The sequence below is a fragment of the Phyllobacterium sp. NPDC097923 genome (genome assembly GCF_044760925.1).
Classification (GTDB): Bacteria; Pseudomonadota; Alphaproteobacteria; order Rhizobiales; family Rhizobiaceae; genus Phyllobacterium; species Phyllobacterium calauticae.
Window position 1 is genome coordinate 1 of sequence record NZ_JBIWBL010000009.1, and the last position, 22,638, is coordinate 22,638.

Below are 22,638 nucleotides of genomic sequence, written 5' to 3' on the forward strand. Positions count from 1 at the left end.
GTCGCTACGTTTTCGCAGTTGAGGACTGCACACGCTTGAACCACGGCCATACCTTCATCCCTCGTGTCGTTCATTATGTTCGCGAATCCGGTTTCACGGTCGCTTCTCGCAATGACCGCTTCGAAATGCTCCGGCTGAAGAATGAACGGCTCTGCTGCAAACTGCTGCGGCTTTTTGGGCAGCAAACCGGCGCTGTTAAGGGCTTCCATCGCGCGGGCGCTCAAAGGGCTGACTTGAGCCTGATCGACTGCTGCCAAGCTGTTCTCGTAGGGAACGAAAGCCCCGCCGATACCTACATTCCACGTCTCGATGACATCCAGCCATGAAATAGGAAGGATAAAGACGCCTCCCTGCGGAAAGCGATCTAGGATGACGTTGAGATGCGCCAGTTGCGGCGGCGTTGCACCTGGCTCCCAACAAAGGGCAATGCGACGGGTTGACTTGTAGTGATCGAGATAACCCGCGTCCTTTGCATCGGTTTTCTGCCAAGGAGCTTCGAAAGCAACGAGCGGGAAGGGGAGCTTCAGGAGGTCTATGTGCGCTTGCGATACGTGCAGCGGATCAAGCAGCTCTGCGCAGTTGGGCAGGATAAATTTCACTGATCTGCGAAGCATATCGCTGACGATGCGGATCGCGTTGATGGACTGAACAAAATGCGGGGGGAGACGCTGTACGACCTCTTTCATGCTCTCAATCGCATGGGCGCTATAGTTCAGCGCCGTAAAGTTCTCGCCTGTCTCCATTTCTAGTCTCCTTGCCCGTAGATCACTTCCAGAAGACCACGGGCATCCGCGTCTTCAATTGCTTTCAAAGCCGCCGCATGTCCGGCGACATTTTCACGTTCTCGTGCGAAGCGCGCTTCAACATCGCGCTTGAGAGTTTGGATCAGCTCGTGCTTCTCGGCGGTAGGAAAGACGGCATAGTGCTCAGCGGCCGCGAAGGCGACGTGCGGGATCGTAAACTCGTCAAGCGTCGGTTCATCTACATGATCCGAAGGCATGGGATCAGACCTTCACAACATATTCGGGCTTGATGGGAATGCCTGTTTCCATATTGACGCAGCAAGGCGGGATGGGGATCATGCGGCCATCAGCCAGATGGCGAATATGACCTCTTCGCCAGTGTGGTTTGACGGTCCAGCCGCCCTCTCCCTTCCGGTTTTGTGATGCCTGTTGGCTGGCGCGAACATCGATCACGATCATTGGGCCAATAGGCGGCTTTTTCTTCTGCAAGCGCTGCTTGTTCAAGCGCGCCGGGGCAGGCTCTTCCCGGCGGATGGCTTGCGGAGTGGCAAGGGCGCCGATCAGCGCCGCTGACACACCAAAGCCCGTGTCCACGAGCAGTTGCGTCGAATCGTTGTCGGCGTGGCTGACAAGGACGTGCTTGTGATCGCCGCAAACTCTCTGTCCGACTTGATTCAGGAAGACCAAGCCATTGCGGCGATGATTTTCGAACATGACGCGCACGGAAAGCGAGACGAGCTTTCCATCGATAGGGCTCATATTTTTCTCACAGAGAGCCGCCATATGGACGTGCTCATCGAGCACCTTCTGCACCCACGAGACCCAAAAAACATCGTGAGGGATAGGAGCAACTTCCGCGTCCCATAGCTCGTTGGCAAAGTCTATGAATGTTTGGAGGGTATCGTCTTTGGGGTCTGCATCGAGAAAGCTGAAGGTAAATTCGGCGGCGCTGGCGGCGCACGCCTCAACATGCCGGGCCATCTCATCGATCTCATTGGCCTTCCATGGCTCCATTGAGCGGTAGTGGCCGGATTTCAGGTGTTCGAGGGCTGTGTGCAATCGCATTGATGGATCTCCGGTTTACGACTGACACCATTGGTTTCGATCACGGTATCCTCCGCGATAGGCATGGCCGAGGCCGAGCTTGATCATCTGGTCTGCAATGTCTCCATGCTGCGTCATCACCTGCGTCAACACGCGGCCATAGCGATCTTCGCCTTGATCTCGGTATTGGATGCCGGGCGTGCTCATGAGACGCTGAAGCTGTTGGGTAGCGCGATCCGCAAGCGCTCGCTCCTGACCGCAACGAGCGCCTTCGCCAGCTTCTGGTGCGTCATAACCGACGATCCGGTACTTAATGCCGTCCCGCCAGAACGTGTCTCCATCGACGATGCAGGTTATCCGCTTGCCCGTAGTGCAGATCGGCCATTGATCCTGTGCTGTTGCGGGTAATGAGGTGGTGAGTGCTGCGAGAGCAGCGATTCCAGCTCTGATATGCAATTCTTGCTCCCTTCAATTGTCCTCAGCTTCGCGCTCTTCGGCTGCTGCCTCGATCTTTTTCGCCAACTGTTTTTTTACCCGGCGTGTCGCGCCGGCATCTTTTTGATCGGGGAGGTAGTATTTCATGTAGGAAGAGGCCGTTTCGATATCCTTCTCAGTGTGGCCGAGCGCTTCTGCGAAGAATGCGGCTTTCGTCTTCGACTTAGGCCGGAAAAACTGGTCCGCGATTTCCGCGTACAGTGCGCGAACGTTATGCGCCTTGATTTTCTTGGCTTCGATCACGTTCGGCGTGTCTTCGAGCGAGACTTTTGGCCAGAGTTTTTCGAGGATTTCGTCACGGACGGCGGGAAGGATGCACTTGGGGTTCGGAGCGCGCAGCAAGTCTGCTTTGAATTCGTCGCTCGTCATCTCGCGCCATATCTGGCCACTTTCACTGTAGCGGAGCACCATCCAAGCAAAAATGACATCTCGCGCTTTTGTCAGCACGGGGATCGGAAACGACTGGTCGAATTGCGTCCCCTCGTTTCCACGAGTCTTTGCCTGTCCGGAGAATAGGACGCGCCACGTCTCGTAGCCACGGCCACGGGTATGTTCTGTGTTCGTGGTCGGGTCTGCCATAATCGGCAGGGGCGAGAAGACGCCTTGGCAGAAGATTTCGAAAGGGCGACGGCCGGTCAGGATACCGAGAGCCACGCCGATCTCGACGGCGCGTGTTCTCGATATATCAGAGGCCGTTTCACGAGCTGCTTGTTCCAAGGCGCTCCAAGAGGCGTCTGTGGCCGGAATAAGCTCCTTTGCGCGATCTAGGATATCCTGCCAGTGTGGCATAGGCACCAAGTCGCGGTGTTGCTCAACAATTGCATCTCGATATTGGATGGATCGGGCCTTTTGGGCATCTTCGGGTGGTCTGACGATGGAAAGCGTTAGTTCATCATCCAGTCCGCGTCTGCGAAGCTCGTTGCGATAGGCGGCGGTTGTCGTCAGAACGGTGTTGCTCTTGAGGGTTTGCAGCATTTCGTCCAGCTCCGACTTCCAGAGCTTCCCGAGGCCGCGCTTATAGACGGCGCTGGCCTGCTTTTCGGTCTTGCCCTCTGCGAGCGAACGATCGTGCTCTTCTTTGAGCGTTTGAGCTGCTGTGCCAAACAGATCAATACTATCGGCGCGGGTCGCCTTGCGCCCGCCAGCGCCGCGAGATTCAACCGTGCGGAGTGGATCGTCAGAGCGGTCGAGGACCTTAACGAAGTGCAGCGCCGGGTGATTGTCACCGTAGGCTTCACGAATTGCATTGCGGTAGCGCGAGGCATAGATGTTGCGCGTCGATACGGACTTGTCCGCAAACGTCTCCCATTCCTTTTCCCAAAGGTCGGCGTAATCATCGGCGTCGGCTGTCAGGTTTGCAACAAATGTTGCAATGGCATCCTTGACCACCGGGCGACGGCCGGTCTTTGCACGCTGCTGTTCGTCGGCGTCGGTCTTCTTCGCGTTCATTGAACTTTCTCATTTCCTTGATGTGCGGTGATCATTGGCGAAGGCTTCATGAAGCCGCTCACTGCGGTTCGCTTTCATCGCTGACTGTGAAAACCACCGTTTCACCTTCGATAGTGTACGGCACCTTTTTGCTAAGGAGCTGATCGGCCGCGATTTCCGGCAGATTGTAGGTTTCCACGATGACCTTGCGCAGTTGGGGCCTGTCGTCTTCGAAATGATATCCATTAATCGCCCATGCGACGATTCCGGGCGTGTGAACGGCGGGGCTTGATCCGAGACGGTAGGTTGCCATTTGCGATCTCCTTGGATGACTATGGAGGCAGAATAAAATAAAAATATATGGTCGGCAACATAAAAAGTAAAAATAACGACTGTTTATTTTATTAAATTGAGGGAGCAAAGCCCGATTATGCCCTTGTAGCGCGTAGCGTCACATGCTACATAGGAGTATGATAATCGGCTTTCGACACAAGGGGCTTGAGACCCTTTACAAAACCGGCTCTGCCCGTGGGGTTCAAGCTGCTCATGCGCCGAAGCTGTCCCGTATCCTTGCTGCCTTAAATGCAGCGGCATCGCCTGCCGAACTGAACCAACCAGCCTACAAGCTACACCCCTTGAAAGGGACGCTGAAGGGGCATTGGTCGATATGGGTAAATGGCAACTGGAGGGTTACTTTCCGGTTTGTCGGAGCTGACGTGGAGTTGGTCGATTACGTGGATTATCATTGAAGGAGACATACAGTGATGAAGAACCATCCCCATCCGGGCGAGCTGCTTCGCGAGGATGTTTTGGTGCCTCTCGGCATTGAGGTGACTGACGCGGCGCAGCGCCTTGGAATTGCCCGGTCTACGCTCTCTCGGATCATCAACGGGAAGGCTGGCATTAGTCCTGATCTGGCGATCCGGCTTGAACGTGCTGGCGTCAGCACCGCACGGTTTTGGATGAATTTGCAGTTGAACTACGAACTGTCCAAGGCCGAAGCGCGGGATCAGCCGGAAGTGAGGCCATTGCAGTCGGCAGCGGCTTGAAAATCGGAATCGTTCGTTCATTGGATTTGGCACGCCCAAACGTTACCAGTCTTTGCAGGATATCGAGGGAACCAAGATGAACGTCGTTTTTGCAGCAATAAGCGCCAGCCTCTTTTTGGCAATGCCTGCGATGGCTCAAAAGAGCGAAGTGAAACGCTCTCAACCATTTCAGGCGCAGGAGCGTTGCGAGACCAGATTGCAGGGACCGGAGCAGGAGCTATGCGAGGTGGCACAAAAGGCGACCCATGCGCCTAGCGGAAACCAAGAGAGCAGCGGAAGACAATAAGGGCACAGCCAGGTCATCGGGGCCTAGCTGCCAAGCGTACCAGCGTCCCGCGCCATCTCTTCTGCTGTACCCCATGCGTCTTCCCGGTCTTGAGTGTAGTATGCGATTGCCTCTGCCCTTTCACGCGAAAGGTTGGGGCGAGAGATGCGATATTCGCCCTCCCGCTTACTGATTGTCAGGCCGAGGGCGCGCACCGCGCCAAACAGGGCCTTGTCGTTTCGTGTGGGAACGTTGAGAGCATCGGCGATAATTTTGGCTACAGTCACCATGTGCATTCGATCTCCGGTTAGAATTCGTATGTTCGAGTGCCGTCCGGCAGCTCGCAGGCGATTTCCACGTGCAAGCTTTCGATCTCGTCCGTCTCGTAGTATTCGTCACGCCACTTGATCGCCGCTCCGTAGCTCTCAGCCGTGTGCACGTCGCATTCGCGCTCGTAGCCTGCGTTTTCCACCACAGTGTATCGCTTCTTCATATCAGCGTCCTTTCGGTGATGCTGCGGGCATCGAGGGGATCGTGCCGTAGGTGTACGTATCCAGCTTCTGGTTGGCGTGCTCGCGCTCGGCCTTGCGGATATCGCGACCATATCTGAGCGGATCAAAGTAGAACTCGATCTCAAGGCCAAGATCGCCATATGTGGCGACGTAGAACCGGGGCATTTCTACCCCGGCGCTGTTTAGGCATTTTGTCATCTCATCGTTTCCTTGTGGCTGATTTGAAGGTGTGTTCGACGGTGATTTTGAGGAAGAGGGGGATGGAGATTTCGAGGGCGATTTTGGTAGAGCCGTTGGGTTTGAGCTTTGCGAGGATACGGGCGAAGGAAGCCTTGAGGCGTCGGCCGGTTGCGCGGCAGAACTGGAACGTCTGGAACATTTGCGGACCTTTCGTTAGGCATCAGCGCCATGTGAAGACTATAGGCTTGAGGCCGCAGGCGGTCAACATAAAAAGTAAAAATAACTGAAAATAATTTTACGAAATAGGCGATTAAGGGGCTTGCGTTTAGTAAAAATATCAGGCATATTGAGACCATGAAGAGCGGGAAAGCGGGTTCCACCATGACGACGACGAGAAAAGTAAAAAAAAGCGAGAAAAGTAAAAATAATTGTTGACCTGAGCGCAGAAAACGGCCATAGTAGGATTGGAAAAGGCTCCGATATTGGCTGAACGCGCAAGAAAAGTAAAAAAATCGCGATATGGGCGATAAAAAGTAAAAATAATGCTTGCGATTAGTAAAAATAGCTGGTAATATAGTAAAATTATGCGGGTGAAAGGGACACAGGCGGCGCGTTTAATATAAAACTACACCGGTGTAGTTTTATATTAAACGCGCCGCCTGTGTCCCTTTCACCCGCATAATTTTACTATATTACCAGCTATTTTTACTAATCGCAAGCATTATTTTTACTTTTTATCGCCCATATCGCGATTTTTTTACTTTTCTTGCGCGTTCAGCCAATATCGGAGCCTTTTCCAATCCTACTATGGCCGTTTTCTGCGCTCAGGTCAACAATTATTTTTACTTTTCTCGCTTTTTTTTACTTTTCTCGTCGTCGTCATGGTGGAACCCGCTTTCCCGCTCTTCATGGTCTCAATATGCCTGATATTTTTACTAAACGCAAGCCCCTTAATCGCCTATTTCGTAAAATTATTTTCAGTTATTTTTACTTTTTATGTTGACCGCCTGCGGCCTCAAGCCTATAGTCTTCACATGGCGCTGATGCCTAACGAAAGGTCCGCAAATGTTCCAGACGTTCCAGTTCTGCCGCGCAACCGGCCGACGCCTCAAGGCTTCCTTCGCCCGTATCCTCGCAAAGCTCAAACCCAACGGCTCTACCAAAATCGCCCTCGAAATCTCCATCCCCCTCTTCCTCAAAATCACCGTCGAACACACCTTCAAATCAGCCACAAGGAAACGATGAGATGACAAAATGCCTAAACAGCGCCGGGGTAGAAATGCCCCGGTTCTACGTCGCCACATATGGCGATCTTGGCCTTGAGATCGAGTTCTACTTTGATCCGCTCAGATATGGTCGCGATATCCGCAAGGCCGAGCGCGAGCACGCCAACCAGAAGCTGGATACGTACACCTACGGCACGATCCCCTCGATGCCCGCAGCATCACCGAAAGGACGCTGATATGAAGAAGCGATACACTGTGGTGGAAAACGCAGGCTACGAGCGCGAATGCGACGTGCACACGGCTGAGAGCTACGGAGCGGCGATCAAGTGGCGTGACGAATACTACGAGACGGACGAGATCGAAAGCTTGCACGTGGAAATCGCCTGCGAGCTGCCGGACGGCACTCGAACATACGAATTCTAACCGGAGATCGAATGCACATGGTGACTGTAGCCAAAATTATCGCCGATGCTCTCAACGTTCCCACACGAAACGACAAGGCCCTGTTTGGCGCGGTGCGCGCCCTCGGCCTGACAATCAGTAAGCGGGAGGGCGAATATCGCATCTCTCGCCCCAACCTTTCGCGTGAAAGGGCAGAGGCAATCGCATACTACACTCAAGACCGGGAAGACGCATGGGGTACAGCAGAAGAGATGGCGCGGGACGCTGGTACGCTTGGCAGCTAGGCCCCGATGACCTGGCTGTGCCCTTATTGTCTTCCGCTGCTCTCTTGGTTTCCGCTAGGCGCATGGGTCGCCTTTTGTGCCACCTCGCATAGCTCCTGCTCCGGTCCCTGCAATCTGGTCTCGCAACGCTCCTGCGCCTGAAATGGTTGAGAGCGTTTCACTTCGCTCTTTTGAGCCATCGCAGGCATTGCCAAAAAGAGGCTGGCGCTTATTGCTGCAAAAACGACGTTCATCTTGGTTCCCTCGATATCCTGCAAAGACTGGTAACGTTTGGGCGTGCCAAATCCAATGAACGAACGATTCCGATTTTCAAGCCGCTGCCGACTGCAATGGCCTCACTTCCGGCTGATCCCGCGCTTCGGCCTTGGACAGTTCGTAGTTCAACTGCAAATTCATCCAAAACCGTGCGGTGCTGACGCCAGCACGTTCAAGCCGGATCGCCAGATCAGGACTAATGCCAGCCTTCCCGTTGATGATCCGAGAGAGCGTAGACCGGGCAATTCCAAGGCGCTGCGCCGCGTCAGTCACCTCAATGCCGAGAGGCACCAAAACATCCTCGCGAAGCAGCTCGCCCGGATGGGGATGGTTCTTCATCACTGTATGTCTCCTTCAATGATAATCCACGTAATCGACCAACTCCACGTCAGCTCCGACAAACCGGAAAGTAACCCTCCAGTTGCCATTTACCCATATCGACCAATGCCCCTTCAGCGTCCCTTTCAAGGGGTGTAGCTTGTAGGCTGGTTGGTTCAGTTCGGCAGGCGATGCCGCTGCATTTAAGGCAGCAAGGATACGGGACAGCTTCGGCGCATGAGCAGCTTGAACCCCACGGGCAGAGCCGGTTTTGTAAAGGGTCTCAAGCCCCTTGTGTCGAAAGCCGATTATCATACTCCTATGTAGCATGTGACGCTACGCGCTACAAGGGCATAATCGGGCTTTGCTCCCTCAATTTAATAAAATAAACAGTCGTTATTTTTACTTTTTATGTTGCCGACCATATATTTTTATTTTATTCTGCCTCCATAGTCATCCAAGGAGATCGCAAATGGCAACCTACCGTCTCGGATCAAGCCCCGCCGTTCACACGCCCGGAATCGTCGCATGGGCGATTAATGGATATCATTTCGAAGACGACAGGCCCCAACTGCGCAAGGTCATCGTGGAAACCTACAATCTGCCGGAAATCGCGGCCGATCAGCTCCTTAGCAAAAAGGTGCCGTACACTATCGAAGGTGAAACGGTGGTTTTCACAGTCAGCGATGAAAGCGAACCGCAGTGAGCGGCTTCATGAAGCCTTCGCCAATGATCACCGCACATCAAGGAAATGAGAAAGTTCAATGAACGCGAAGAAGACCGACGCCGACGAACAGCAGCGTGCAAAGACCGGCCGTCGCCCGGTGGTCAAGGATGCCATTGCAACATTTGTTGCAAACCTGACAGCCGACGCCGATGATTACGCCGACCTTTGGGAAAAGGAATGGGAGACGTTTGCGGACAAGTCCGTATCGACGCGCAACATCTATGCCTCGCGCTACCGCAATGCAATTCGTGAAGCCTACGGTGACAATCACCCGGCGCTGCACTTCGTTAAGGTCCTCGACCGCTCTGACGATCCACTCCGCACGGTTGAATCTCGCGGCGCTGGCGGGCGCAAGGCGACCCGCGCCGATAGTATTGATCTGTTTGGCACAGCAGCTCAAACGCTCAAAGAAGAGCACGATCGTTCGCTCGCAGAGGGCAAGACCGAAAAGCAGGCCAGCGCCGTCTATAAGCGCGGCCTCGGGAAGCTCTGGAAGTCGGAGCTGGACGAAATGCTGCAAACCCTCAAGAGCAACACCGTTCTGACGACAACCGCCGCCTATCGCAACGAGCTTCGCAGACGCGGACTGGATGATGAACTAACGCTTTCCATCGTCAGACCACCCGAAGATGCCCAAAAGGCCCGATCCATCCAATATCGAGATGCAATTGTTGAGCAACACCGCGACTTGGTGCCTATGCCACACTGGCAGGATATCCTAGATCGCGCAAAGGAGCTTATTCCGGCCACAGACGCCTCTTGGAGCGCCTTGGAACAAGCAGCTCGTGAAACGGCCTCTGATATATCGAGAACACGCGCCGTCGAGATCGGCGTGGCTCTCGGTATCCTGACCGGCCGTCGCCCTTTCGAAATCTTCTGCCAAGGCGTCTTCTCGCCCCTGCCGATTATGGCAGACCCGACCACGAACACAGAACATACCCGTGGCCGTGGCTACGAGACGTGGCGCGTCCTATTCTCCGGACAGGCAAAGACTCGTGGAAACGAGGGGACGCAATTCGACCAGTCGTTTCCGATCCCCGTGCTGACAAAAGCGCGAGATGTCATTTTTGCTTGGATGGTGCTCCGCTACAGTGAAAGTGGCCAGATATGGCGCGAGATGACGAGCGACGAATTCAAAGCAGACTTGCTGCGCGCTCCGAACCCCAAGTGCATCCTTCCCGCCGTCCGTGACGAAATCCTCGAAAAACTCTGGCCAAAAGTCTCGCTCGAAGACACGCCGAACGTGATCGAAGCCAAGAAAATCAAGGCGCATAACGTTCGCGCACTGTACGCGGAAATCGCGGACCAGTTTTTCCGGCCTAAGTCGAAGACGAAAGCCGCATTCTTCGCAGAAGCGCTCGGCCACACTGAGAAGGATATCGAAACGGCCTCTTCCTACATGAAATACTACCTCCCCGATCAAAAAGATGCCGGCGCGACACGCCGGGTAAAAAAACAGTTGGCGAAAAAGATCGAGGCAGCAGCCGAAGAGCGCGAAGCTGAGGACAATTGAAGGGAGCAAGAATTGCATATCAGAGCTGGAATCGCTGCTCTCGCAGCACTCACCACCTCATTACCCGCAACAGCACAGGATCAATGGCCGATCTGCACTACGGGCAAGCGGATAACCTGCATCGTCGATGGAGACACGTTCTGGCGGGACGGCATTAAGTACCGGATCGTCGGTTATGACGCACCAGAAGCTGGCGAAGGCGCTCGTTGCGGTCAGGAGCGAGCGCTTGCGGATCGCGCTACCCAACAGCTTCAGCGTCTCATGAGCACGCCCGGCATCCAATACCGAGATCAAGGCGAAGATCGCTATGGCCGCGTGTTGACGCAGGTGATGACGCAGCATGGAGACATTGCAGACCAGATGATCAAGCTCGGCCTCGGCCATGCCTATCGCGGAGGATACCGTGATCGAAACCAATGGTGTCAGTCGTAAACCGGAGATCCATCAATGCGATTGCACACAGCCCTCGAACACCTGAAATCCGGCCACTACCGCTCAATGGAGCCATGGAAGGCCAATGAGATCGATGAGATGGCCCGGCATGTTGAGGCGTGCGCCGCCAGCGCCGCCGAATTTACCTTCAGCTTTCTCGATGCAGACCCCAAAGACGATACCCTCCAAACATTCATAGACTTTGCCAACGAGCTATGGGACGCGGAAGTTGCTCCTATCCCTCACGATGTTTTTTGGGTCTCGTGGGTGCAGAAGGTGCTCGATGAGCACGTCCATATGGCGGCTCTCTGTGAGAAAAATATGAGCCCTATCGATGGAAAGCTCGTCTCGCTTTCCGTGCGCGTCATGTTCGAAAATCATCGCCGCAATGGCTTGGTCTTCCTGAATCAAGTCGGACAGAGAGTTTGCGGCGATCACAAGCACGTCCTTGTCAGCCACGCCGACAACGATTCGACGCAACTGCTCGTGGACACGGGCTTTGGTGTGTCAGCGGCGCTGATCGGCGCCCTTGCCACTCCGCAAGCCATCCGCCGGGAAGAGCCTGCCCCGGCGCGCTTGAACAAGCAGCGCTTGCAGAAGAAAAAGCCGCCTATTGGCCCAATGATCGTGATCGATGTTCGCGCCAGCCAACAGGCATCACAAAACCGGAAGGGAGAGGGCGGCTGGACCGTCAAACCACACTGGCGAAGAGGTCATATTCGCCATCTGGCTGATGGCCGCATGATCCCCATCCCGCCTTGCTGCGTCAATATGGAAACAGGCATTCCCATCAAGCCCGAATATGTTGTGAAGGTCTGATCCCATGCCTTCGGATCATGTAGATGAACCGACGCTTGACGAGTTTACGATCCCGCACGTCGCCTTCGCGGCCGCTGAGCACTATGCCGTCTTTCCTACCGCCGAGAAGCACGAGCTGATCCAAACTCTCAAGCGCGATGTTGAAGCGCGCTTCGCACGAGAACGTGAAAATGTCGCCGGACATGCGGCGGCTTTGAAAGCAATTGAAGACGCGGATGCCCGTGGTCTTCTGGAAGTGATCTACGGGCAAGGAGACTAGAAATGGAGACAGGCGAGAACTTTACGGCGCTGAACTATAGCGCCCATGCGATTGAGAGCATGAAAGAGGTCGTACAGCGTCTCCCCCCGCATTTTGTTCAGTCCATCAACGCGATCCGCATCGTCAGCGATATGCTTCGCAGATCAGTGAAATTTATCCTGCCCAACTGCGCAGAGCTGCTTGATCCGCTGCACGTATCGCAAGCGCACATAGACCTCCTGAAGCTCCCCTTCCCGCTCGTTGCTTTCGAAGCTCCTTGGCAGAAAACCGATGCAAAGGACGCGGGTTATCTCGATCACTACAAGTCAACCCGTCGCATTGCCCTTTGTTGGGAGCCAGGTGCAACGCCGCCGCAACTGGCGCATCTCAACGTCATCCTAGATCGCTTTCCGCAGGGAGGCGTCTTTATCCTTCCTATTTCATGGCTGGATGTCATCGAGACGTGGAATGTAGGTATCGGCGGGGCTTTCGTTCCCTACGAGAACAGCTTGGCAGCAGTCGATCAGGCTCAAGTCAGCCCTTTGAGCGCCCGCGCGATGGAAGCCCTTAACAGCGCCGGTTTGCTGCCCAAAAAGCCGCAGCAGTTTGCAGCAGAGCCGTTCATTCTTCAGCCGGAGCATTTCGAAGCGGTCATTGCGAGAAGCGACCGTGAAACCGGATTCGCGAACATAATGAACGACACGAGGGATGAAGGTATGGCCGTGGTTCAAGCGTGTGCAGTCCTCAACTGCGAAAACGTAGCGACGGCGGATATTGAAGCCCCTGCCAAACTGAACAAGGCGCGGATTGCCAAGGGGAAGCAGCCTTTCTTTTCTTATAAGGTTCTGGCGCTGGCCGCTGATCGTCCGTCCCCCGGTAATACCGGCAGCGCAAGTGGAACACACTGAACCGCCCCGGCTTTGCCGGAGACCCCAACTCGTGAGAAGTAGGGTCTATGACAAGCAAAACGACGAACAAATTTTCTCCTGAAGTCCGTGCCCGCGCCGTTCGAATGGTGGCGGAGCATGAAGCCGAACATCCCTCCCGCTGGGCGGCGGTATCATCAATAGCGGCTAAAATCGGTTGCTCAGCGCATACCCTCCATGAATGGGTGAAGAAGGCCGAAGTCGACAGCGGCAAGCGTGCAGGTCTGCCGAGTGACGTGGCGGAGAAGATGAAGGCTCTGGAGCGGGAGAACCGGGAGCTTCGTCAGGCGAATGAGATTTTACGCAAAGCTTCGGCGTATTTTGCCCAGGCGGAGCTCGACCGCCCACTGAAGCGATGATTTCCTTCATCGACGAACACCGCTCGGCGCTCGGGGTCGAGCCGATCTGCAGACTGCTGCCGATTGCCCCGTCCACCTATTACGAAGTCGTCGCCAAGCGCACGGACGTGGGTCGCCTATCGGCCCGCGAACGGAATGATATTGCCATGAAAGTCGAGATACGCCGGGTGTTCAACGAGAACTTCCAGGTCTATGGCGTGCGGAAAGTGTGGCGACAGTTGCAGCGAGAAGGCTTCGACGTCGCACGCTGCACCGTCGCAAGGCTCATGAGAATGATGGGACTTCAAGGCATCATTCGTGGCAAGCCGATCAAAACCACCTTATCGGACAAGTCTGCTCCGTGCCCGCTCGACCGCGTCAATCGACACTTCAAGGCTCCAGCGCCGAACATGCTGTGGTTATCCGACTTCACGTATGTGGCCACCTGGCAGGGCTTCGTTTACGTCGCTTTCGTGATCGATGCCTTCGCCCGCCGCATCGTCGGCTGGCGAGCGAGCAGAACCGCCCATGCGGGCTTTGTGCTCGATGCCCTCGACCAGGCGCTTCATGATCGGCAGCCCGTCCATCGCGGCGGGCTCATCCATCATTCCGACAGGGGCGTTCAATACGTGTCGATCAAGTATTCCGAGCGGCTGGCGGAGGCAGGTATCGAGCCTTCCGTCGGCAGCGTTGGCGATTCCTATGACAACGCTCTCGCCGAAACGATCAACGGCCTTTACAAGGCCGAGGTCATTCATCGACGTGGGCCATGGCGCAACTTCGAAGCGGTCGAATTCGCAACACTGGAATGGGTCGATTGGTTCAACAACCGCCGCCTTCTGGAGCCCATCGGAAACATGCCTCCAGCCGAGGCCGAGGAACGCTACTACGCCATGCTGGACGCACCGGCCATGGCAGCATAACTTAAACCAAACGGTCTCCGGTAAAGTCGGGGCGGTTCACACGCCAGCCCCCGTCTTCATCTTCGCCGGGGCCACCTTCGTCGTCTACCTGAAAAGACCGTGTGGGTAAGAGCTGCCATGGTTGGTGCAGCCAGTGAGAGCGGCGTCGTCTCCAAGGAGTATCGGCTCGTCAAAACCCGAAACAAGGAAACCTGAGCGGTTCCGACCCAACCCTGTCTGATCGGCTATCGGCGGATTCGAGGGCCTTTTTGTGCCTTGCAAGGAAGCGGGAGAGAATCAAGGTGCAGGGGTTATCTCCCTGCGGCTCAAACCTTGGAGATACAAAATGAGCACATCTATCGAAGCAAGCTTTCACGCCCTTATCGTCCTCACTGTCGCTTTTATGGCCGGATTTCCATCAATCGGTCTCGGCGGTGCATTCGTCATGTGGATCGTTTACAAGGTTGCCGCCGACTGGCTGGACGACTGGTGCTCGCGCGAACGCTGGCTACCTTGAAACCAGAAGGGGCGCTCATGCGCCCCTTTCCCGCTTTTCCTTCGACAACAAAAAATGATATGACTTCGTTGTGAAACAAACAACGGAAGTGATGGATGGAAGACGGCGAACAAGAACCACTGACGATCTACCGTCTCTCGAAAATCATATTCGTCGGGCCGGTGCTGATTGCTGGCCTCGGAACAGCGGCTCTCTGGTACGTCTGGACCTCTGACCTCTACCTTATGCACAATCTTGGCCCGATGGTGCTCGGGTTATCTCTTTACGAGAGCTTTTACCCCACGATCTTCCTTGTCTGCCGAATTGCGACCGCCATCATTGCCATGGGCTTTGCAACACAAGTGCTCGTGTGCCTCATCAGGTACATGACAACAGAGCTTAGAGTTTTCAGTAACCGCGTGCTCTGGCGAACCGGTTTCATCAGCCGAGATATGTTCACGACCTCTGTTCGAGAGATCATAGGCGTTCAGCTTACGCAATCCGTTCTCGGCCGGATACTCGGCTTCGGCTCGATATCGATCAGTACGCGAGGGGACGATCAGATCGTAGCTGACCTGATCAGCGGAGCGCCGCAGGCATCACGAACGATTATGGCACTCAAGAACAACGCCGAATAGGACGGCCATCCGGTCATTGCTCTTCGTCGGCTAGAGCCTTCACCAGTGAGAGAACCTTTCGTCTGATACCCCCATCGGGTATTTGCGCGAACGCACGATTCAAGGCTAGACCTTCGGAAGTGCCAACGAACTGAGTAAGAAGTTCAGACTCCCCGGAGCTTTCAGCCACATCATGGCTTTGCCCATCTTCAAAGAAATACGAAACCGGCACCCCTAGAATGCGGGCCATATCCGACAGTCGGCTTGCGCCGACCCGGTTTGTGCCCTTCTCGTACTTCTGGACCTGTTGAAATGTGATCCCAAGCGCTGTTCCTAGAGCCGTCTGGCTCATGCCAGTAAGTCGCCTGCGCAGCCGGATTTTATTGCCCACATCGATGTCAATCTGGTTCGGCTGTTTAGGATGAACGCCCATCTGTTTCCCCTGCTGATGTCATGAAGCTTTACGCCTGCGCGCGGGCTTCGATTTTCCCTTAGCCTTCCCGTTCTTGGAAATGAAGGCGCTCGCCACATCGCTTGTGACATTATCCGGCCATCCGGCAGGGGGCTGTAGCCCATTTTGCTCGATCAAGGTCGCGATGAACTCACGCTGCTTGTCGCTGGCAAGTCGAGGCGGCGCGGCGGCAAGGGCCTCATCAATCCACACCGAGAGAGCTTTTGCAGACGCCATAACCTCTTCCGGCAGAGATAAGCCATTCTCTTCCGCGATCCGCTTTGCAAACGCTGCCTGCTTCTCAGAAGGCGTATCCGACCGCTCGATGACTGCTCCCGGCTTGCCGTTGTCGTTTTCACAAATGACAGGGCATCCATCGCGATAGCCCGAACAACCGAAAAAGCTCCGCGACTTACCCGTCACAAGTCGCAGCGCCTTGCCGCACTTAGGACATGGGTGGGCAGGCTTCACGCTCGCGAGCTTCCCAAGCTCAACATCGAGGCGCTGATCAAGATCAGCGATCACATCGACATAGCGTTCTCTGCCTTCCGCTATGAGATCGAGGCGTTTTTCGAGGTCTTTGGTGAAGTCGTATTCGGCGAAGTCAAAACGGCCGACGAGGTTTCCGACGATGGCCCGGCCGCTCTGTGTCGGGACGAGATACCGTTTTTCCACCACAACATATTTCTTGTTGCAGATATTCGATACGATAGCCGCAAAGGTCGATGGCCTACCGATGCCCATCTGCTCAAGTTTGCGGATCAAGCTGGTTTCGGTGTAGCGCCGGGGCGGCTTTGTCGCCTTGCGCAAAATCTTGCCTCCCGTCGCTGTCACGGAAGTACCTGGCTGTAGCATCGGGACGCGCCCGTTGGTCGACTCGTCCTCATCTTCGTCATCGCTCTTTTCATCCGCAGCAACGATCCTCCACCCTTGCTTAACCAGCTCGGCGCTGCGAGCACGGAAATGGAAGCGCTCGCCACCGGCATCGGCCGTGAGATCGAGCGTCACTGTTTTGTAGACGGCATCTGCGAGCTGCGAGGCAACGGCGCGCTGCCAAATCAGCTTGTATAGCGCTTTTTGCTTGTCATCCTCCCCCGCCTCACGATCCTCAACATGAGTTGGTCGAATAGCCTCATGAGCCTCCTGTGCTCCTTCAGGCAGCGGCCAGCGTCGTTTTTTTTCCGAAAGCTGCCATCCCTGCCCCTCAGCATAGGCACCGATAGCCGCAATCCCGTCATCTGAGAGGTTCGGATTGTCTGTCCGGTGGTAGGTAATCAAACCGGCTTCGAAAAGGCTCTGTGCAAGCTTCTGTGTCAGGGCTGGAGGGTATCCAAGGGTGGCTCCCGCCGCCTGCAAGAGCGCGGAGGTCGTAAACGGTGCGGGTGGTCCCTTGGCAACGGGCTTCTCGGCCGCTGCCGTCACCGTGAAGCGGCGGCAAGCCGCAGCTCGCTCGGCCAAACTCTGATCGAGGATGTATTCGTCATCGCCCTGCAGAAAGGATTTGGTCTGCCACTCGGCGGTCCACGAGCCGTTCTCAAACTCCGCTAACGCCGAAAAATGGTCTGTCACCTTGAAGCGGTCTATCTCATTCTGCCGTTCGACAACGAGGCGGACTGCGGGCGACTGGCAACGACCGGCTGTCAGGGACTGCCCCGCTGCCGTCGATATCGGAAAGGACACTCGGTAGCCGATCAACCGATCCGCTGCTCTGCGTGCCTCCTGTGCCGCGACAAGCCGCCGATCAATCGGGCGAGGCGCGGCGAGTGCCGCCTTTATACCGGTCTCGGTTATCTCGTTGAATGTGACCCGCTGATACCGCTCGATGCGCAAGTAACGCTTCAGATGCTCGGAAATCGCCTCCCCCTCACGATCCGGGTCCGTTGCAAGATAAATGGCATCGGCCTCGGCGACCAATGGCTTCAACCGGCTGATGACAGATCGGCCGCGCTCGGATGCTACATAGGTGAGCTGGTATGTTTGCGGTTCAACGGCCATCTGGTCCGTTGGAAGATCTACAATATGGCCCATGCTGGCCTCTACTCGCCAATCGGAACCAAGCAGCGATCCAATTTTCTTAGCCTTGGTAGGGCTTTCGACAATCATGAGTTTCACTGCACCCTCCTGATAGCAAATCGCTGAAACATTTGATAACGTTTCCGCTAATGAAATCATTGTCAATGATCGAGTGGGAAAAGGGAAAATGGCACCAAGGGATCAGAAGAGCGTCGGATGGCTGGAAATCGGCACGGCGCTGTTTTTCTGTCTGGCGATCCTAACTGTAGTATGGGTGATTTTCCGCGCGCCAGTAGGAATGCTCTATCGCGCGGCTCGCACTGCTGAAACCGGCACGCTTTGGAAACTGACCGCGTGGGGCGACTATTTCGCCTACACGCCGGGCAAGGACCTGAGTATCCAGTCGATCTTTCTGTCGTCCCTTCCCTTCGGCGTGGTGTGCGCCGGGATCATAGTTCTGGTCGGCCTCTTTATGAGAGCGAAGGTCGAGAGCAAGCACATCATTACCTATCTGCGGCCGAAGAAGGATGCAGAGTATGCAATGAGCCACAAGGAGCTGATGCAGCGCTTCGCGCCGTTCTATCCTCATTGCGAGTTCTTCCTGAAATTCCCCATGCACAGATATTCGGCCAGCTCCGGCCCTGCGTCTCAGCCGATGTCAGCACTTGAGCTGCTGATCGACAGCGGCGCTATCGTCGCTGATAAATTCAAGGTTCCTGAGAACGACGAAGAACAGACCTCCCCCAAGCCGGAAGAAGCCGACGAGGACCGAAAGGCAGGTGAACGGGCAATCAATCGCAGCGCTCTGCGAAAGGCCCTAGAGAAGCCCTTTGGGCCGCACAACCCGTTTCTAAATGTGAACCTTCGTAATGACGCCGCTGTAAGGGCTGCGATAGATGAATTGCCATGGTACGCGACCGTGATCCTGTACTCGGCCCTTGTGCGCGTGAATGCGCTTCACGACAGCGACATCAAGCTCTCAAGTGTCTTGGATGCGAGCGAAGAGTTCCTTCGAGATGTCTGGCGCGACATCAACCGTGAAAAGACCAAGCTTGGCGACAGTCTTGTGATCGGGCCATACGACTACCCTGATCCCGATAAAAAGGCCGGGAAGCCTAAGAAAAAGAAAGCAAAGGGTGCTGATATCGGCACCGGCATCGAGCAGCCATCCAACATGATAATCCTGTCGGAACATCTGGCAAAGGTCGGCCCCAATTTCAAAACAACGAAGCGGGCGAAAGAAGAGCTGGCAAAGATCATCGTGAAGCCCGCCACCGGGATCGATCCGAAGCGCCCGGTCGATGTGATAGACAGGATCGTGCAGCGGCACGGATACGTATTTGGCGTCTTGGCATCGTCGCTTACTGACGGCAAGGATGGTACACTTAAAGCCGCTCGATCTGCCGGGGTCATGGCACCAAACACGTTCCTCTGGCTGCGGTTTGCCGACAGAAGCATGTGGCGTTTTCTAAACTATGTCGGCATGCAAACCCCCTGCCCGGAAGCGGCTGGAATGTACGATCACTGGCAGACAGAGCTTGTTCTGAAGACCGGCCGCACACGGCCTGAGATTGCGGAAAGCACGATAACGGCCATCGTCCAAGAAGCCAGAAAACAGTCGCCTGACGCGCTTACAATGCGCGATTTTGATGAGCTGGTAGCGAAGGTACGAAACCAGACCAACACGGTCGATGAGATGATTATCAAGTCGTCCGAAATGTGGAACGACGACAACGCACAAGTGCCAGAGCTGGTGCCGGATCGGTAGGGATTACGATGACGAGATCGGATAAATCACAAGCCTCATGGGGCACATATTGCCGTAGCTACCTCGTAACACTCGGCGGTCTATTGGGTGGCGGCGCGAGCGTGTTCCTTGTCGCGCACTACACGGAATCTCTCGTGCTTCCGTGGCAAATCACCCTGCTACTCTCCACTTTCCTGCTAGGTGGAATCATGCTCGCTCTCGCTGGCCTCTTCGGTACGGCAGCGCAGATGGAGAGGCTTGCGGATTCGACCTCAGATTATGAGCTGGTGGGAAGGATCGCGATTGTCGCTCATCCCGTCTATCTGATGCTGCGACCGATCTATGAGCGGCGTTAGCGCCGGGCGTCAGCGCTGGCGGCAATAACGCATTACCACATCACCGACGCTGCCCTGCTCGTCAAGCTGGACATCATGGATGGTGATCGAGATGTAGTTGCTGTCGTGCTGCTCGATGAAACCTTTACGGCCAACCACGCTGTACTCGTGTTCTGCCTTGATCGAAAAAGGCGTGCGCCCTCCCTCAGTCCGGCCGAATTCAACGACCCCGGTAACATCTGAGCCTTCTTCATCTGTCTCCATGCGATGGGGCGTGATGGTCAGATTTGCCGCTGCACTCTCGTCGGGATCGTACTCGTCTGACCGCAAGAAAGCCTCACAGCCTTCATTGTTCTTTGGATCAGGCTCTTCCCCCTCGGCGGTTATCACCCGCAGCCAGTGCCCAACGTATCCATCCGCAAAAGCAATTTCGGGAGACGCGACCAACGCGCCCCCCGAGAAAACTAACGCGATCACGAAACCGCGGATCATCACTGCTGCCCGATCTCTGTTCGCGACATCAACAGGAGCATATGTGCGAGAGCACTATCGGTTCGACCTTCAAGGTTCTGCGCCAGCGAAGCTGCTGCGCGAAGCTCAAGGGCATTCTGCCGGGTCATATTTATCGCCAGCGAGCGCAAATCCTTGTCGGCGTTTGCCGCCGCGCTGCCTCCGCTGGTCATGTAAGTCCCCTCGCCTCCTGCCATCGCGGCAGAATTGTCGCTGTCGCCAGAACTGGTCGGTGTCTCGGCAACATCTTGGCCCGGCGTGCAGGTATTGGGGAGCGACTGGCTGCGACCGGCGCGAACAGCAGCCATGCCGACGACAGGCACGCGCTCTTTCAAGTAGCGCTCTGGATTCACATAATACCACGTATTCGGGGATGCCGACGACAATGCATCCGAGGTGGCATAGCCGTTCGGATCGCGTTTGCCGCCGCCTACGGGAAACACGCAATCGTCAGTGCTCGATCCCGGCACGCATTTGCTCGCTTTGACGGCACTTGCTGGAACTTGCACCTCGAAATGGAGGTGCGGTTTTCCTGCCGACTGATTGTCGCCGATCTTGGCGATTTCTTCCCCGGCGCTCACGTCTTTCGGGTCAGGCCGCGAATATGAGTGCAGATAGAGCGTTCGGAACTGACTGCCTGTCACTTTGACGCCCATCGAACCGACGCTCAGTTTGCCGTCATGGGCAGCAAATAGAGGCTGATTAGTGGAAGCTTGGCCCTGCGCTCCCTGCGGATAGATGTCCGATCCGCGATGCCAGCCGTTACCAGAACCCGCGCCGGGGCGATTCCAGGCACCGTACTCACTGAAGACAACAGGACTCTGAACGGGATGGGCTGACAAGCAGGAGCCGCCCCCACCTGCCGCGACCTCATCCCCGCTGCACGTCTCATTGACCTGATTTTCAGCAACATAGGTGCCCGCGCACGTTCCATTGCCGTCCACTGCTCTGCCAGTGCAGGAACCGCCGCTTGTGAGCCAATCTTTGAGGCCCCCCGCTCCGACAAGGTGACTGCCGGCGATCAAGCCGCCACGGGTGACAGTGACCCCGTTTATCGTCTGACCAATGTACTGCTGGTAATTCCCGAGATAGGTGAGGTTCCGGTTTCCGTATTCCAGAAATGCGGCGTCCTGCGCCGACGGCGTATTCAGATAGTCCTCTAGCGAGTTGATGCCATTCTTACCGGTCCAAGTGCCGTCGCCGCGCATATACCCGACATCGATCAAAGCGGATCGGCCCATCTGATAAGCACCATAGTAACCGTTCCCGGTGTTGGTGCTATAGTTCCCGCTGCCCTCGCTCTGCCGTATGTTGTTGAGCATCGAGCCGCAATTTGTTGCGGTGGGCTGCGGGTTTCTGGCCGCATGGGCAAACATGGTGCCCGCGAGAAAGATCGTCGCGGCCGTGAACAGGATGCGCGAGGATCTGATCATGGAAGCTCCACCTGTTTGCCGCAAATCGAAAGCTTGTCGTCAGTCACATCGACCGTATTCCGGTCTTGGCAAGCGTTGATGCGCTCACTTGTCGCCAGCACCTTGAAGTCAGGCGAAACACGCTGGACGTACCATGAGCAAGAATTGGCGCCGCACAGAGGCGATCCCATCATCGAGACAAGGTAAGTGTTACCCTTCGCCTCAAAAGAGGCATACATGAACTCGTAATTCGCGCCCATAACCTCTTGGATATCGTTCTTCCACAAGCGGTTCATAATCGAAGCAACGACATTCTTCGGATCGTTGATCTCGGCCGGGTTAAAAAGCTCTGTGAACGTCAACGGTGCCGCCATGGTGGCGGTAGACGAGAGCGCCGTGGCGACCGAAACAGCAGTAATTATGGCCGTTCGCTTCAACTGCATGAGTTTTCCTCTCCTTGCTCAAGCGCGCGAGTGCTACTCCTACTCGCACAAGGCGCAGACGAAGATTCCAGCGCCCTTGACTGGAAACTGTTTTGCCAGAAGAAAGGCGACATGACAATGTTTCCGTATCGAGATACATTGTCGAATGAAACTCGAAACAGGTCACGGACAAGGTATGTTTTCACGAATTCTCTTCACGATAACGCTACCGATCCTGTGCGGAGCGCTACCGCAGATGGCCGCAGCTCAGGACGCGCGCGCACCAGACCCTGTGATTACTAGGCCGGGCGGCGAAGGCAACGTGTCTCGCTATGAATTTGCGCCAGAAGACCAGCCGACGCTTCAATACAAAGCACCGCCTGCGGGAGCTGACACCGATCTGTTCGGCAACGAGGTCGATATTCTTCGCGATCAGGTCCGCGAGCTGGAGAACGCATTGATGGAGGTTCGGGCGGAGAACCGGAAGCTAAAAGCGTACAACGAAACACTTCTGAAGGAATTGGGGAAAGCGGATTAAA

37 protein-coding genes and 1 other annotated feature are annotated in these 22,638 nt (G+C 55.5%); of the genes, 19 read left to right on the plus strand and 18 right to left on the minus strand.

The window, feature by feature from the left end:
• The 6 genes from ACIQWS_RS24425 to ACIQWS_RS24450 form a co-directional block, all read right to left on the minus strand.
• Positions 1–743: hypothetical protein (locus ACIQWS_RS24425; protein WP_403184987.1), on the minus strand; the 743-nt coding region annotated here is incomplete at its 3' end.
• A 2-nt stretch (positions 744–745) separates the two neighbouring features.
• Positions 746–1,000 carry a hypothetical protein gene (locus ACIQWS_RS24430; RefSeq protein ID WP_130519815.1) on the minus strand — a complete coding sequence of 85 codons (255 nt, stop codon included), beginning with the start codon at positions 998–1,000 and terminating at the stop codon, positions 746–748.
• Between the two features lie 4 nt (positions 1,001–1,004).
• The gene (locus ACIQWS_RS24435) at positions 1,005–1,808 is read right to left on the minus strand and encodes a hypothetical protein (RefSeq protein WP_130519817.1); all 804 of its coding nucleotides are present in this window, start codon (positions 1,806–1,808) and stop codon (positions 1,005–1,007) included.
• Positions 1,809–1,823: 15 nt separating this feature from the next.
• On the minus strand, positions 1,824–2,243 hold the full coding sequence (locus tag ACIQWS_RS24440; RefSeq protein ID WP_130519819.1) for a thermonuclease family protein: 420 nt from the start codon (positions 2,241–2,243) through the stop codon (positions 1,824–1,826).
• A gap of 12 nt (positions 2,244–2,255) precedes the next feature.
• Positions 2,256–3,731, minus strand: coding sequence for a protelomerase family protein (locus tag ACIQWS_RS24445; protein ID WP_288193628.1), 1,476 nt, complete (start codon positions 3,729–3,731; stop codon positions 2,256–2,258).
• Between the two features lie 58 nt (positions 3,732–3,789).
• Positions 3,790–4,023, minus strand: a complete 234-nt coding sequence (locus ACIQWS_RS24450) for a hypothetical protein (RefSeq protein ID WP_130521491.1) — start codon at positions 4,021–4,023, stop codon at positions 3,790–3,792.
• 157 nt (positions 4,024–4,180) lie between these two features.
• Here ACIQWS_RS24450 and ACIQWS_RS24455 point away from each other — a divergent pair, with 157 nt between their 5' ends.
• The 3 genes from ACIQWS_RS24455 (at position 4,181) to ACIQWS_RS24465 (ending at position 5,045) form a co-directional block, all read left to right on the plus strand.
• Positions 4,181–4,459, plus strand: a complete 279-nt coding sequence (locus ACIQWS_RS24455; protein ID WP_130521493.1) for a type II toxin-antitoxin system RelE/ParE family toxin — start codon at positions 4,181–4,183, stop codon at positions 4,457–4,459.
• Between the two features lie 12 nt (positions 4,460–4,471).
• Entirely contained in the window at positions 4,472–4,759 is a 288-nt protein-coding gene (locus tag ACIQWS_RS24460) for a HigA family addiction module antitoxin (protein ID WP_130521495.1), read from the plus strand.
• Positions 4,760–4,835: 76 nt separating this feature from the next.
• On the plus strand, positions 4,836–5,045 hold the full coding sequence (locus tag ACIQWS_RS24465; protein WP_164056900.1) for a hypothetical protein: 210 nt from the start codon (positions 4,836–4,838) through the stop codon (positions 5,043–5,045).
• Between the two features lie 23 nt (positions 5,046–5,068).
• On the opposite strand, the gene ACIQWS_RS24470 is transcribed toward ACIQWS_RS24465, so the two are convergent.
• Genes ACIQWS_RS24470 through ACIQWS_RS24485 form a run of 4 tightly spaced genes read right to left on the minus strand, consistent with a single transcriptional unit; the run spans position 5,069 to position 5,915 of the window.
• Positions 5,069–5,314, minus strand: a complete 246-nt coding sequence (locus tag ACIQWS_RS24470; protein ID WP_130521497.1) for a hypothetical protein — start codon at positions 5,312–5,314, stop codon at positions 5,069–5,071.
• 17 nt (positions 5,315–5,331) lie between these two features.
• Entirely contained in the window at positions 5,332–5,517 is a 186-nt protein-coding gene (locus tag ACIQWS_RS24475; RefSeq protein WP_130521499.1) for a hypothetical protein, read from the minus strand.
• A gap of 1 nt (position 5,518) precedes the next feature.
• The gene (locus tag ACIQWS_RS24480) at positions 5,519–5,734 is read right to left on the minus strand and encodes a hypothetical protein (RefSeq protein WP_164056977.1); all 216 of its coding nucleotides are present in this window, start codon (positions 5,732–5,734) and stop codon (positions 5,519–5,521) included.
• Position 5,735: 1 nt separating this feature from the next.
• The gene (locus ACIQWS_RS24485) at positions 5,736–5,915 is read right to left on the minus strand and encodes a hypothetical protein (RefSeq protein ID WP_271082349.1); all 180 of its coding nucleotides are present in this window, start codon (positions 5,913–5,915) and stop codon (positions 5,736–5,738) included.
• Positions 5,916–6,781: 866 nt separating this feature from the next.
• Here ACIQWS_RS24485 and ACIQWS_RS24490 point away from each other — a divergent pair.
• The 4 genes from ACIQWS_RS24490 to ACIQWS_RS24505 are packed head-to-tail and all read left to right on the plus strand — an operon-like array spanning position 6,782 to position 7,628.
• Positions 6,782–6,961: a hypothetical protein gene (locus ACIQWS_RS24490; protein WP_271082349.1), complete on the plus strand. Its 180-nt coding sequence runs from the start codon at positions 6,782–6,784 to the stop codon at positions 6,959–6,961.
• A gap of 1 nt (position 6,962) precedes the next feature.
• The gene (locus tag ACIQWS_RS24495) at positions 6,963–7,178 is read left to right on the plus strand and encodes a hypothetical protein (RefSeq protein ID WP_164056977.1); all 216 of its coding nucleotides are present in this window, start codon (positions 6,963–6,965) and stop codon (positions 7,176–7,178) included.
• Position 7,179: 1 nt separating this feature from the next.
• Positions 7,180–7,365 (plus strand): hypothetical protein, encoded by a 186-nt coding sequence (locus ACIQWS_RS24500; protein WP_130521499.1) that lies wholly within the window; start codon positions 7,180–7,182, stop codon positions 7,363–7,365.
• A gap of 17 nt (positions 7,366–7,382) precedes the next feature.
• Complete coding sequence (locus ACIQWS_RS24505) at positions 7,383–7,628, plus strand: hypothetical protein (RefSeq protein ID WP_130521497.1); 246 nt, start codon at positions 7,383–7,385, stop codon at positions 7,626–7,628.
• A 23-nt stretch (positions 7,629–7,651) separates the two neighbouring features.
• Here ACIQWS_RS24505 and ACIQWS_RS24510 read toward each other — a convergent pair whose 3' ends face one another.
• From ACIQWS_RS24510 to ACIQWS_RS24520, 3 genes are all read right to left on the minus strand, one after another.
• The gene (locus ACIQWS_RS24510; protein WP_164056900.1) at positions 7,652–7,861 is read right to left on the minus strand and encodes a hypothetical protein; all 210 of its coding nucleotides are present in this window, start codon (positions 7,859–7,861) and stop codon (positions 7,652–7,654) included.
• Positions 7,862–7,937: 76 nt separating this feature from the next.
• Entirely contained in the window at positions 7,938–8,225 is a 288-nt protein-coding gene (locus tag ACIQWS_RS24515) for a HigA family addiction module antitoxin (protein ID WP_130521495.1), read from the minus strand.
• Between the two features lie 12 nt (positions 8,226–8,237).
• Positions 8,238–8,516, minus strand: a complete 279-nt coding sequence (locus ACIQWS_RS24520; RefSeq protein WP_130521493.1) for a type II toxin-antitoxin system RelE/ParE family toxin — start codon at positions 8,514–8,516, stop codon at positions 8,238–8,240.
• Positions 8,517–8,673: 157 nt separating this feature from the next.
• Between ACIQWS_RS24520 and ACIQWS_RS24525 the strand changes: the two genes are divergently transcribed.
• From ACIQWS_RS24525 to ACIQWS_RS24565, 9 genes are all read left to right on the plus strand, one after another.
• Positions 8,674–8,907 (plus strand): hypothetical protein, encoded by a 234-nt coding sequence (locus tag ACIQWS_RS24525; RefSeq protein ID WP_130521491.1) that lies wholly within the window; start codon positions 8,674–8,676, stop codon positions 8,905–8,907.
• 58 nt (positions 8,908–8,965) lie between these two features.
• Positions 8,966–10,441 (plus strand): protelomerase family protein, encoded by a 1,476-nt coding sequence (locus tag ACIQWS_RS24530; protein ID WP_288193628.1) that lies wholly within the window; start codon positions 8,966–8,968, stop codon positions 10,439–10,441.
• Positions 10,442–10,453: 12 nt separating this feature from the next.
• Entirely contained in the window at positions 10,454–10,873 is a 420-nt protein-coding gene (locus tag ACIQWS_RS24535; protein ID WP_130519819.1) for a thermonuclease family protein, read from the plus strand.
• Positions 10,874–10,888: 15 nt separating this feature from the next.
• The gene (locus ACIQWS_RS24540) at positions 10,889–11,692 is read left to right on the plus strand and encodes a hypothetical protein (RefSeq protein ID WP_130519817.1); all 804 of its coding nucleotides are present in this window, start codon (positions 10,889–10,891) and stop codon (positions 11,690–11,692) included.
• 4 nt (positions 11,693–11,696) lie between these two features.
• Positions 11,697–11,951 (plus strand): hypothetical protein, encoded by a 255-nt coding sequence (locus ACIQWS_RS24545; RefSeq protein WP_130519815.1) that lies wholly within the window; start codon positions 11,697–11,699, stop codon positions 11,949–11,951.
• A 2-nt stretch (positions 11,952–11,953) separates the two neighbouring features.
• Positions 11,954–12,838 carry a hypothetical protein gene (locus tag ACIQWS_RS24550; RefSeq protein ID WP_403184994.1) on the plus strand — a complete coding sequence of 295 codons (885 nt, stop codon included), beginning with the start codon at positions 11,954–11,956 and terminating at the stop codon, positions 12,836–12,838.
• Between the two features lie 47 nt (positions 12,839–12,885).
• A protein-coding gene (locus tag ACIQWS_RS24555) for an IS3 family transposase (protein ID WP_279795634.1) occupies positions 12,886–14,117 on the plus strand; the annotation gives its coding sequence in 2 pieces (ribosomal slippage) (positions 12,886–13,177 and positions 13,177–14,117; 1,233 coding nt in all).
• Positions 13,170–13,286, plus strand: a sequence feature (AL1L pseudoknot). It overlaps the preceding gene by 117 nt.
• A gap of 325 nt (positions 14,118–14,442) precedes the next feature.
• Positions 14,443–14,613, plus strand: coding sequence for a hypothetical protein (locus ACIQWS_RS24560; RefSeq protein WP_164056983.1), 171 nt, complete (start codon positions 14,443–14,445; stop codon positions 14,611–14,613).
• 95 nt (positions 14,614–14,708) lie between these two features.
• The gene (locus tag ACIQWS_RS24565; protein WP_130519811.1) at positions 14,709–15,230 is read left to right on the plus strand and encodes a PH domain-containing protein; all 522 of its coding nucleotides are present in this window, start codon (positions 14,709–14,711) and stop codon (positions 15,228–15,230) included.
• A 13-nt stretch (positions 15,231–15,243) separates the two neighbouring features.
• Here ACIQWS_RS24565 and ACIQWS_RS24570 read toward each other — a convergent pair whose 3' ends face one another.
• Together ACIQWS_RS24570 and topA are read right to left on the minus strand one after the other, a co-directional pair.
• Positions 15,244–15,642, minus strand: coding sequence for a helix-turn-helix domain-containing protein (locus ACIQWS_RS24570; RefSeq protein ID WP_130519809.1), 399 nt, complete (start codon positions 15,640–15,642; stop codon positions 15,244–15,246).
• Between the two features lie 18 nt (positions 15,643–15,660).
• Positions 15,661–17,763 carry a type I DNA topoisomerase gene (gene topA / locus ACIQWS_RS24575; protein ID WP_245462372.1) on the minus strand — a complete coding sequence of 701 codons (2,103 nt, stop codon included), beginning with the start codon at positions 17,761–17,763 and terminating at the stop codon, positions 15,661–15,663.
• 97 nt (positions 17,764–17,860) lie between these two features.
• Between topA and ACIQWS_RS24580 the strand changes: the two genes are divergently transcribed.
• Positions 17,861–19,441 (plus strand): hypothetical protein, encoded by a 1,581-nt coding sequence (locus ACIQWS_RS24580; RefSeq protein ID WP_130519806.1) that lies wholly within the window; start codon positions 17,861–17,863, stop codon positions 19,439–19,441.
• A 188-nt stretch (positions 19,442–19,629) separates the two neighbouring features.
• On the plus strand, positions 19,630–19,776 hold the full coding sequence (locus ACIQWS_RS24585) for a hypothetical protein (RefSeq protein WP_164056985.1): 147 nt from the start codon (positions 19,630–19,632) through the stop codon (positions 19,774–19,776).
• Between the two features lie 9 nt (positions 19,777–19,785).
• On the opposite strand, the gene ACIQWS_RS24590 is transcribed toward ACIQWS_RS24585, so the two are convergent.
• From ACIQWS_RS24590 to ACIQWS_RS24600, 3 genes are read right to left on the minus strand one after another with little or no spacing between them, the layout of a single operon-like run.
• Positions 19,786–20,247, minus strand: coding sequence for a hypothetical protein (locus tag ACIQWS_RS24590; RefSeq protein ID WP_130519805.1), 462 nt, complete (start codon positions 20,245–20,247; stop codon positions 19,786–19,788).
• Positions 20,247–21,698 (minus strand): M23 family metallopeptidase, encoded by a 1,452-nt coding sequence (locus tag ACIQWS_RS24595; protein ID WP_130519802.1) that lies wholly within the window; start codon positions 21,696–21,698, stop codon positions 20,247–20,249. Before ACIQWS_RS24595 ends, ACIQWS_RS24590 begins: the two co-directional genes overlap by 1 nt.
• Complete coding sequence (locus tag ACIQWS_RS24600; protein ID WP_130519800.1) at positions 21,695–22,120, minus strand: hypothetical protein; 426 nt, start codon at positions 22,118–22,120, stop codon at positions 21,695–21,697. The genes ACIQWS_RS24595 and ACIQWS_RS24600 overlap by 4 nt, the downstream gene beginning before the upstream one ends.
• Before the next feature lie 145 nt (positions 22,121–22,265).
• Between ACIQWS_RS24600 and ACIQWS_RS24605 the strand changes: the two genes are divergently transcribed.
• A complete protein-coding gene (locus ACIQWS_RS24605; RefSeq protein WP_130519798.1) occupies positions 22,266–22,637 on the plus strand; it encodes a hypothetical protein in 372 nt (123 codons plus the stop codon).
• The last annotated feature ends 1 nt before the right edge of the window (position 22,638 follow it).

Bases quoted from the DNA above. Each gene is read 5' to 3' on its own strand.
- ACIQWS_RS24430 (WP_130519815.1), bottom strand. From the start codon at position 1,000: ATGCCTTCGGATCATGTAGATGAACCGACGCTTGACGAGTTTACGATC.
- ACIQWS_RS24435 (WP_130519817.1), bottom strand. From the start codon at position 1,808: ATGCGATTGCACACAGCCCTCGAACACCTGAAATCCGGCCACTACCGC.
- ACIQWS_RS24445 (WP_288193628.1), bottom strand. From the start codon at position 3,731: ATGAACGCGAAGAAGACCGACGCCGACGAACAGCAGCGTGCAAAGACC.
- ACIQWS_RS24450 (WP_130521491.1), bottom strand. From the start codon at position 4,023: ATGGCAACCTACCGTCTCGGATCAAGCCCCGCCGTTCACACGCCCGGA.
- ACIQWS_RS24455 (WP_130521493.1), top strand. From the start codon at position 4,181: ATGATAATCGGCTTTCGACACAAGGGGCTTGAGACCCTTTACAAAACC.
- ACIQWS_RS24465 (WP_164056900.1), top strand. From the start codon at position 4,836: ATGAACGTCGTTTTTGCAGCAATAAGCGCCAGCCTCTTTTTGGCAATG.
- ACIQWS_RS24470 (WP_130521497.1), bottom strand. From the start codon at position 5,314: ATGGTGACTGTAGCCAAAATTATCGCCGATGCTCTCAACGTTCCCACA.
- ACIQWS_RS24475 (WP_130521499.1), bottom strand. From the start codon at position 5,517: ATGAAGAAGCGATACACTGTGGTGGAAAACGCAGGCTACGAGCGCGAA.
- ACIQWS_RS24480 (WP_164056977.1), bottom strand. From the start codon at position 5,734: ATGACAAAATGCCTAAACAGCGCCGGGGTAGAAATGCCCCGGTTCTAC.
- ACIQWS_RS24485 (WP_271082349.1), bottom strand. From the start codon at position 5,915: ATGTTCCAGACGTTCCAGTTCTGCCGCGCAACCGGCCGACGCCTCAAG.
- ACIQWS_RS24490 (WP_271082349.1), top strand. From the start codon at position 6,782: ATGTTCCAGACGTTCCAGTTCTGCCGCGCAACCGGCCGACGCCTCAAG.
- ACIQWS_RS24495 (WP_164056977.1), top strand. From the start codon at position 6,963: ATGACAAAATGCCTAAACAGCGCCGGGGTAGAAATGCCCCGGTTCTAC.
- ACIQWS_RS24500 (WP_130521499.1), top strand. From the start codon at position 7,180: ATGAAGAAGCGATACACTGTGGTGGAAAACGCAGGCTACGAGCGCGAA.
- ACIQWS_RS24505 (WP_130521497.1), top strand. From the start codon at position 7,383: ATGGTGACTGTAGCCAAAATTATCGCCGATGCTCTCAACGTTCCCACA.
- ACIQWS_RS24510 (WP_164056900.1), bottom strand. From the start codon at position 7,861: ATGAACGTCGTTTTTGCAGCAATAAGCGCCAGCCTCTTTTTGGCAATG.
- ACIQWS_RS24520 (WP_130521493.1), bottom strand. From the start codon at position 8,516: ATGATAATCGGCTTTCGACACAAGGGGCTTGAGACCCTTTACAAAACC.
- ACIQWS_RS24525 (WP_130521491.1), top strand. From the start codon at position 8,674: ATGGCAACCTACCGTCTCGGATCAAGCCCCGCCGTTCACACGCCCGGA.
- ACIQWS_RS24530 (WP_288193628.1), top strand. From the start codon at position 8,966: ATGAACGCGAAGAAGACCGACGCCGACGAACAGCAGCGTGCAAAGACC.
- ACIQWS_RS24540 (WP_130519817.1), top strand. From the start codon at position 10,889: ATGCGATTGCACACAGCCCTCGAACACCTGAAATCCGGCCACTACCGC.
- ACIQWS_RS24545 (WP_130519815.1), top strand. From the start codon at position 11,697: ATGCCTTCGGATCATGTAGATGAACCGACGCTTGACGAGTTTACGATC.
- ACIQWS_RS24550 (WP_403184994.1), top strand. From the start codon at position 11,954: ATGGAGACAGGCGAGAACTTTACGGCGCTGAACTATAGCGCCCATGCG.
- ACIQWS_RS24560 (WP_164056983.1), top strand. From the start codon at position 14,443: ATGAGCACATCTATCGAAGCAAGCTTTCACGCCCTTATCGTCCTCACT.
- ACIQWS_RS24565 (WP_130519811.1), top strand. From the start codon at position 14,709: ATGGAAGACGGCGAACAAGAACCACTGACGATCTACCGTCTCTCGAAA.
- ACIQWS_RS24570 (WP_130519809.1), bottom strand. From the start codon at position 15,642: ATGGGCGTTCATCCTAAACAGCCGAACCAGATTGACATCGATGTGGGC.
- topA (WP_245462372.1), bottom strand. From the start codon at position 17,763: ATGATTGTCGAAAGCCCTACCAAGGCTAAGAAAATTGGATCGCTGCTT.
- ACIQWS_RS24580 (WP_130519806.1), top strand. From the start codon at position 17,861: ATGGCACCAAGGGATCAGAAGAGCGTCGGATGGCTGGAAATCGGCACG.
- ACIQWS_RS24585 (WP_164056985.1), top strand. From the start codon at position 19,630: ATGCTCGCTCTCGCTGGCCTCTTCGGTACGGCAGCGCAGATGGAGAGG.
- ACIQWS_RS24590 (WP_130519805.1), bottom strand. From the start codon at position 20,247: ATGATCCGCGGTTTCGTGATCGCGTTAGTTTTCTCGGGGGGCGCGTTG.
- ACIQWS_RS24595 (WP_130519802.1), bottom strand. From the start codon at position 21,698: ATGATCAGATCCTCGCGCATCCTGTTCACGGCCGCGACGATCTTTCTC.
- ACIQWS_RS24600 (WP_130519800.1), bottom strand. From the start codon at position 22,120: ATGCAGTTGAAGCGAACGGCCATAATTACTGCTGTTTCGGTCGCCACG.
- ACIQWS_RS24605 (WP_130519798.1), top strand. From the start codon at position 22,266: ATGAAACTCGAAACAGGTCACGGACAAGGTATGTTTTCACGAATTCTC.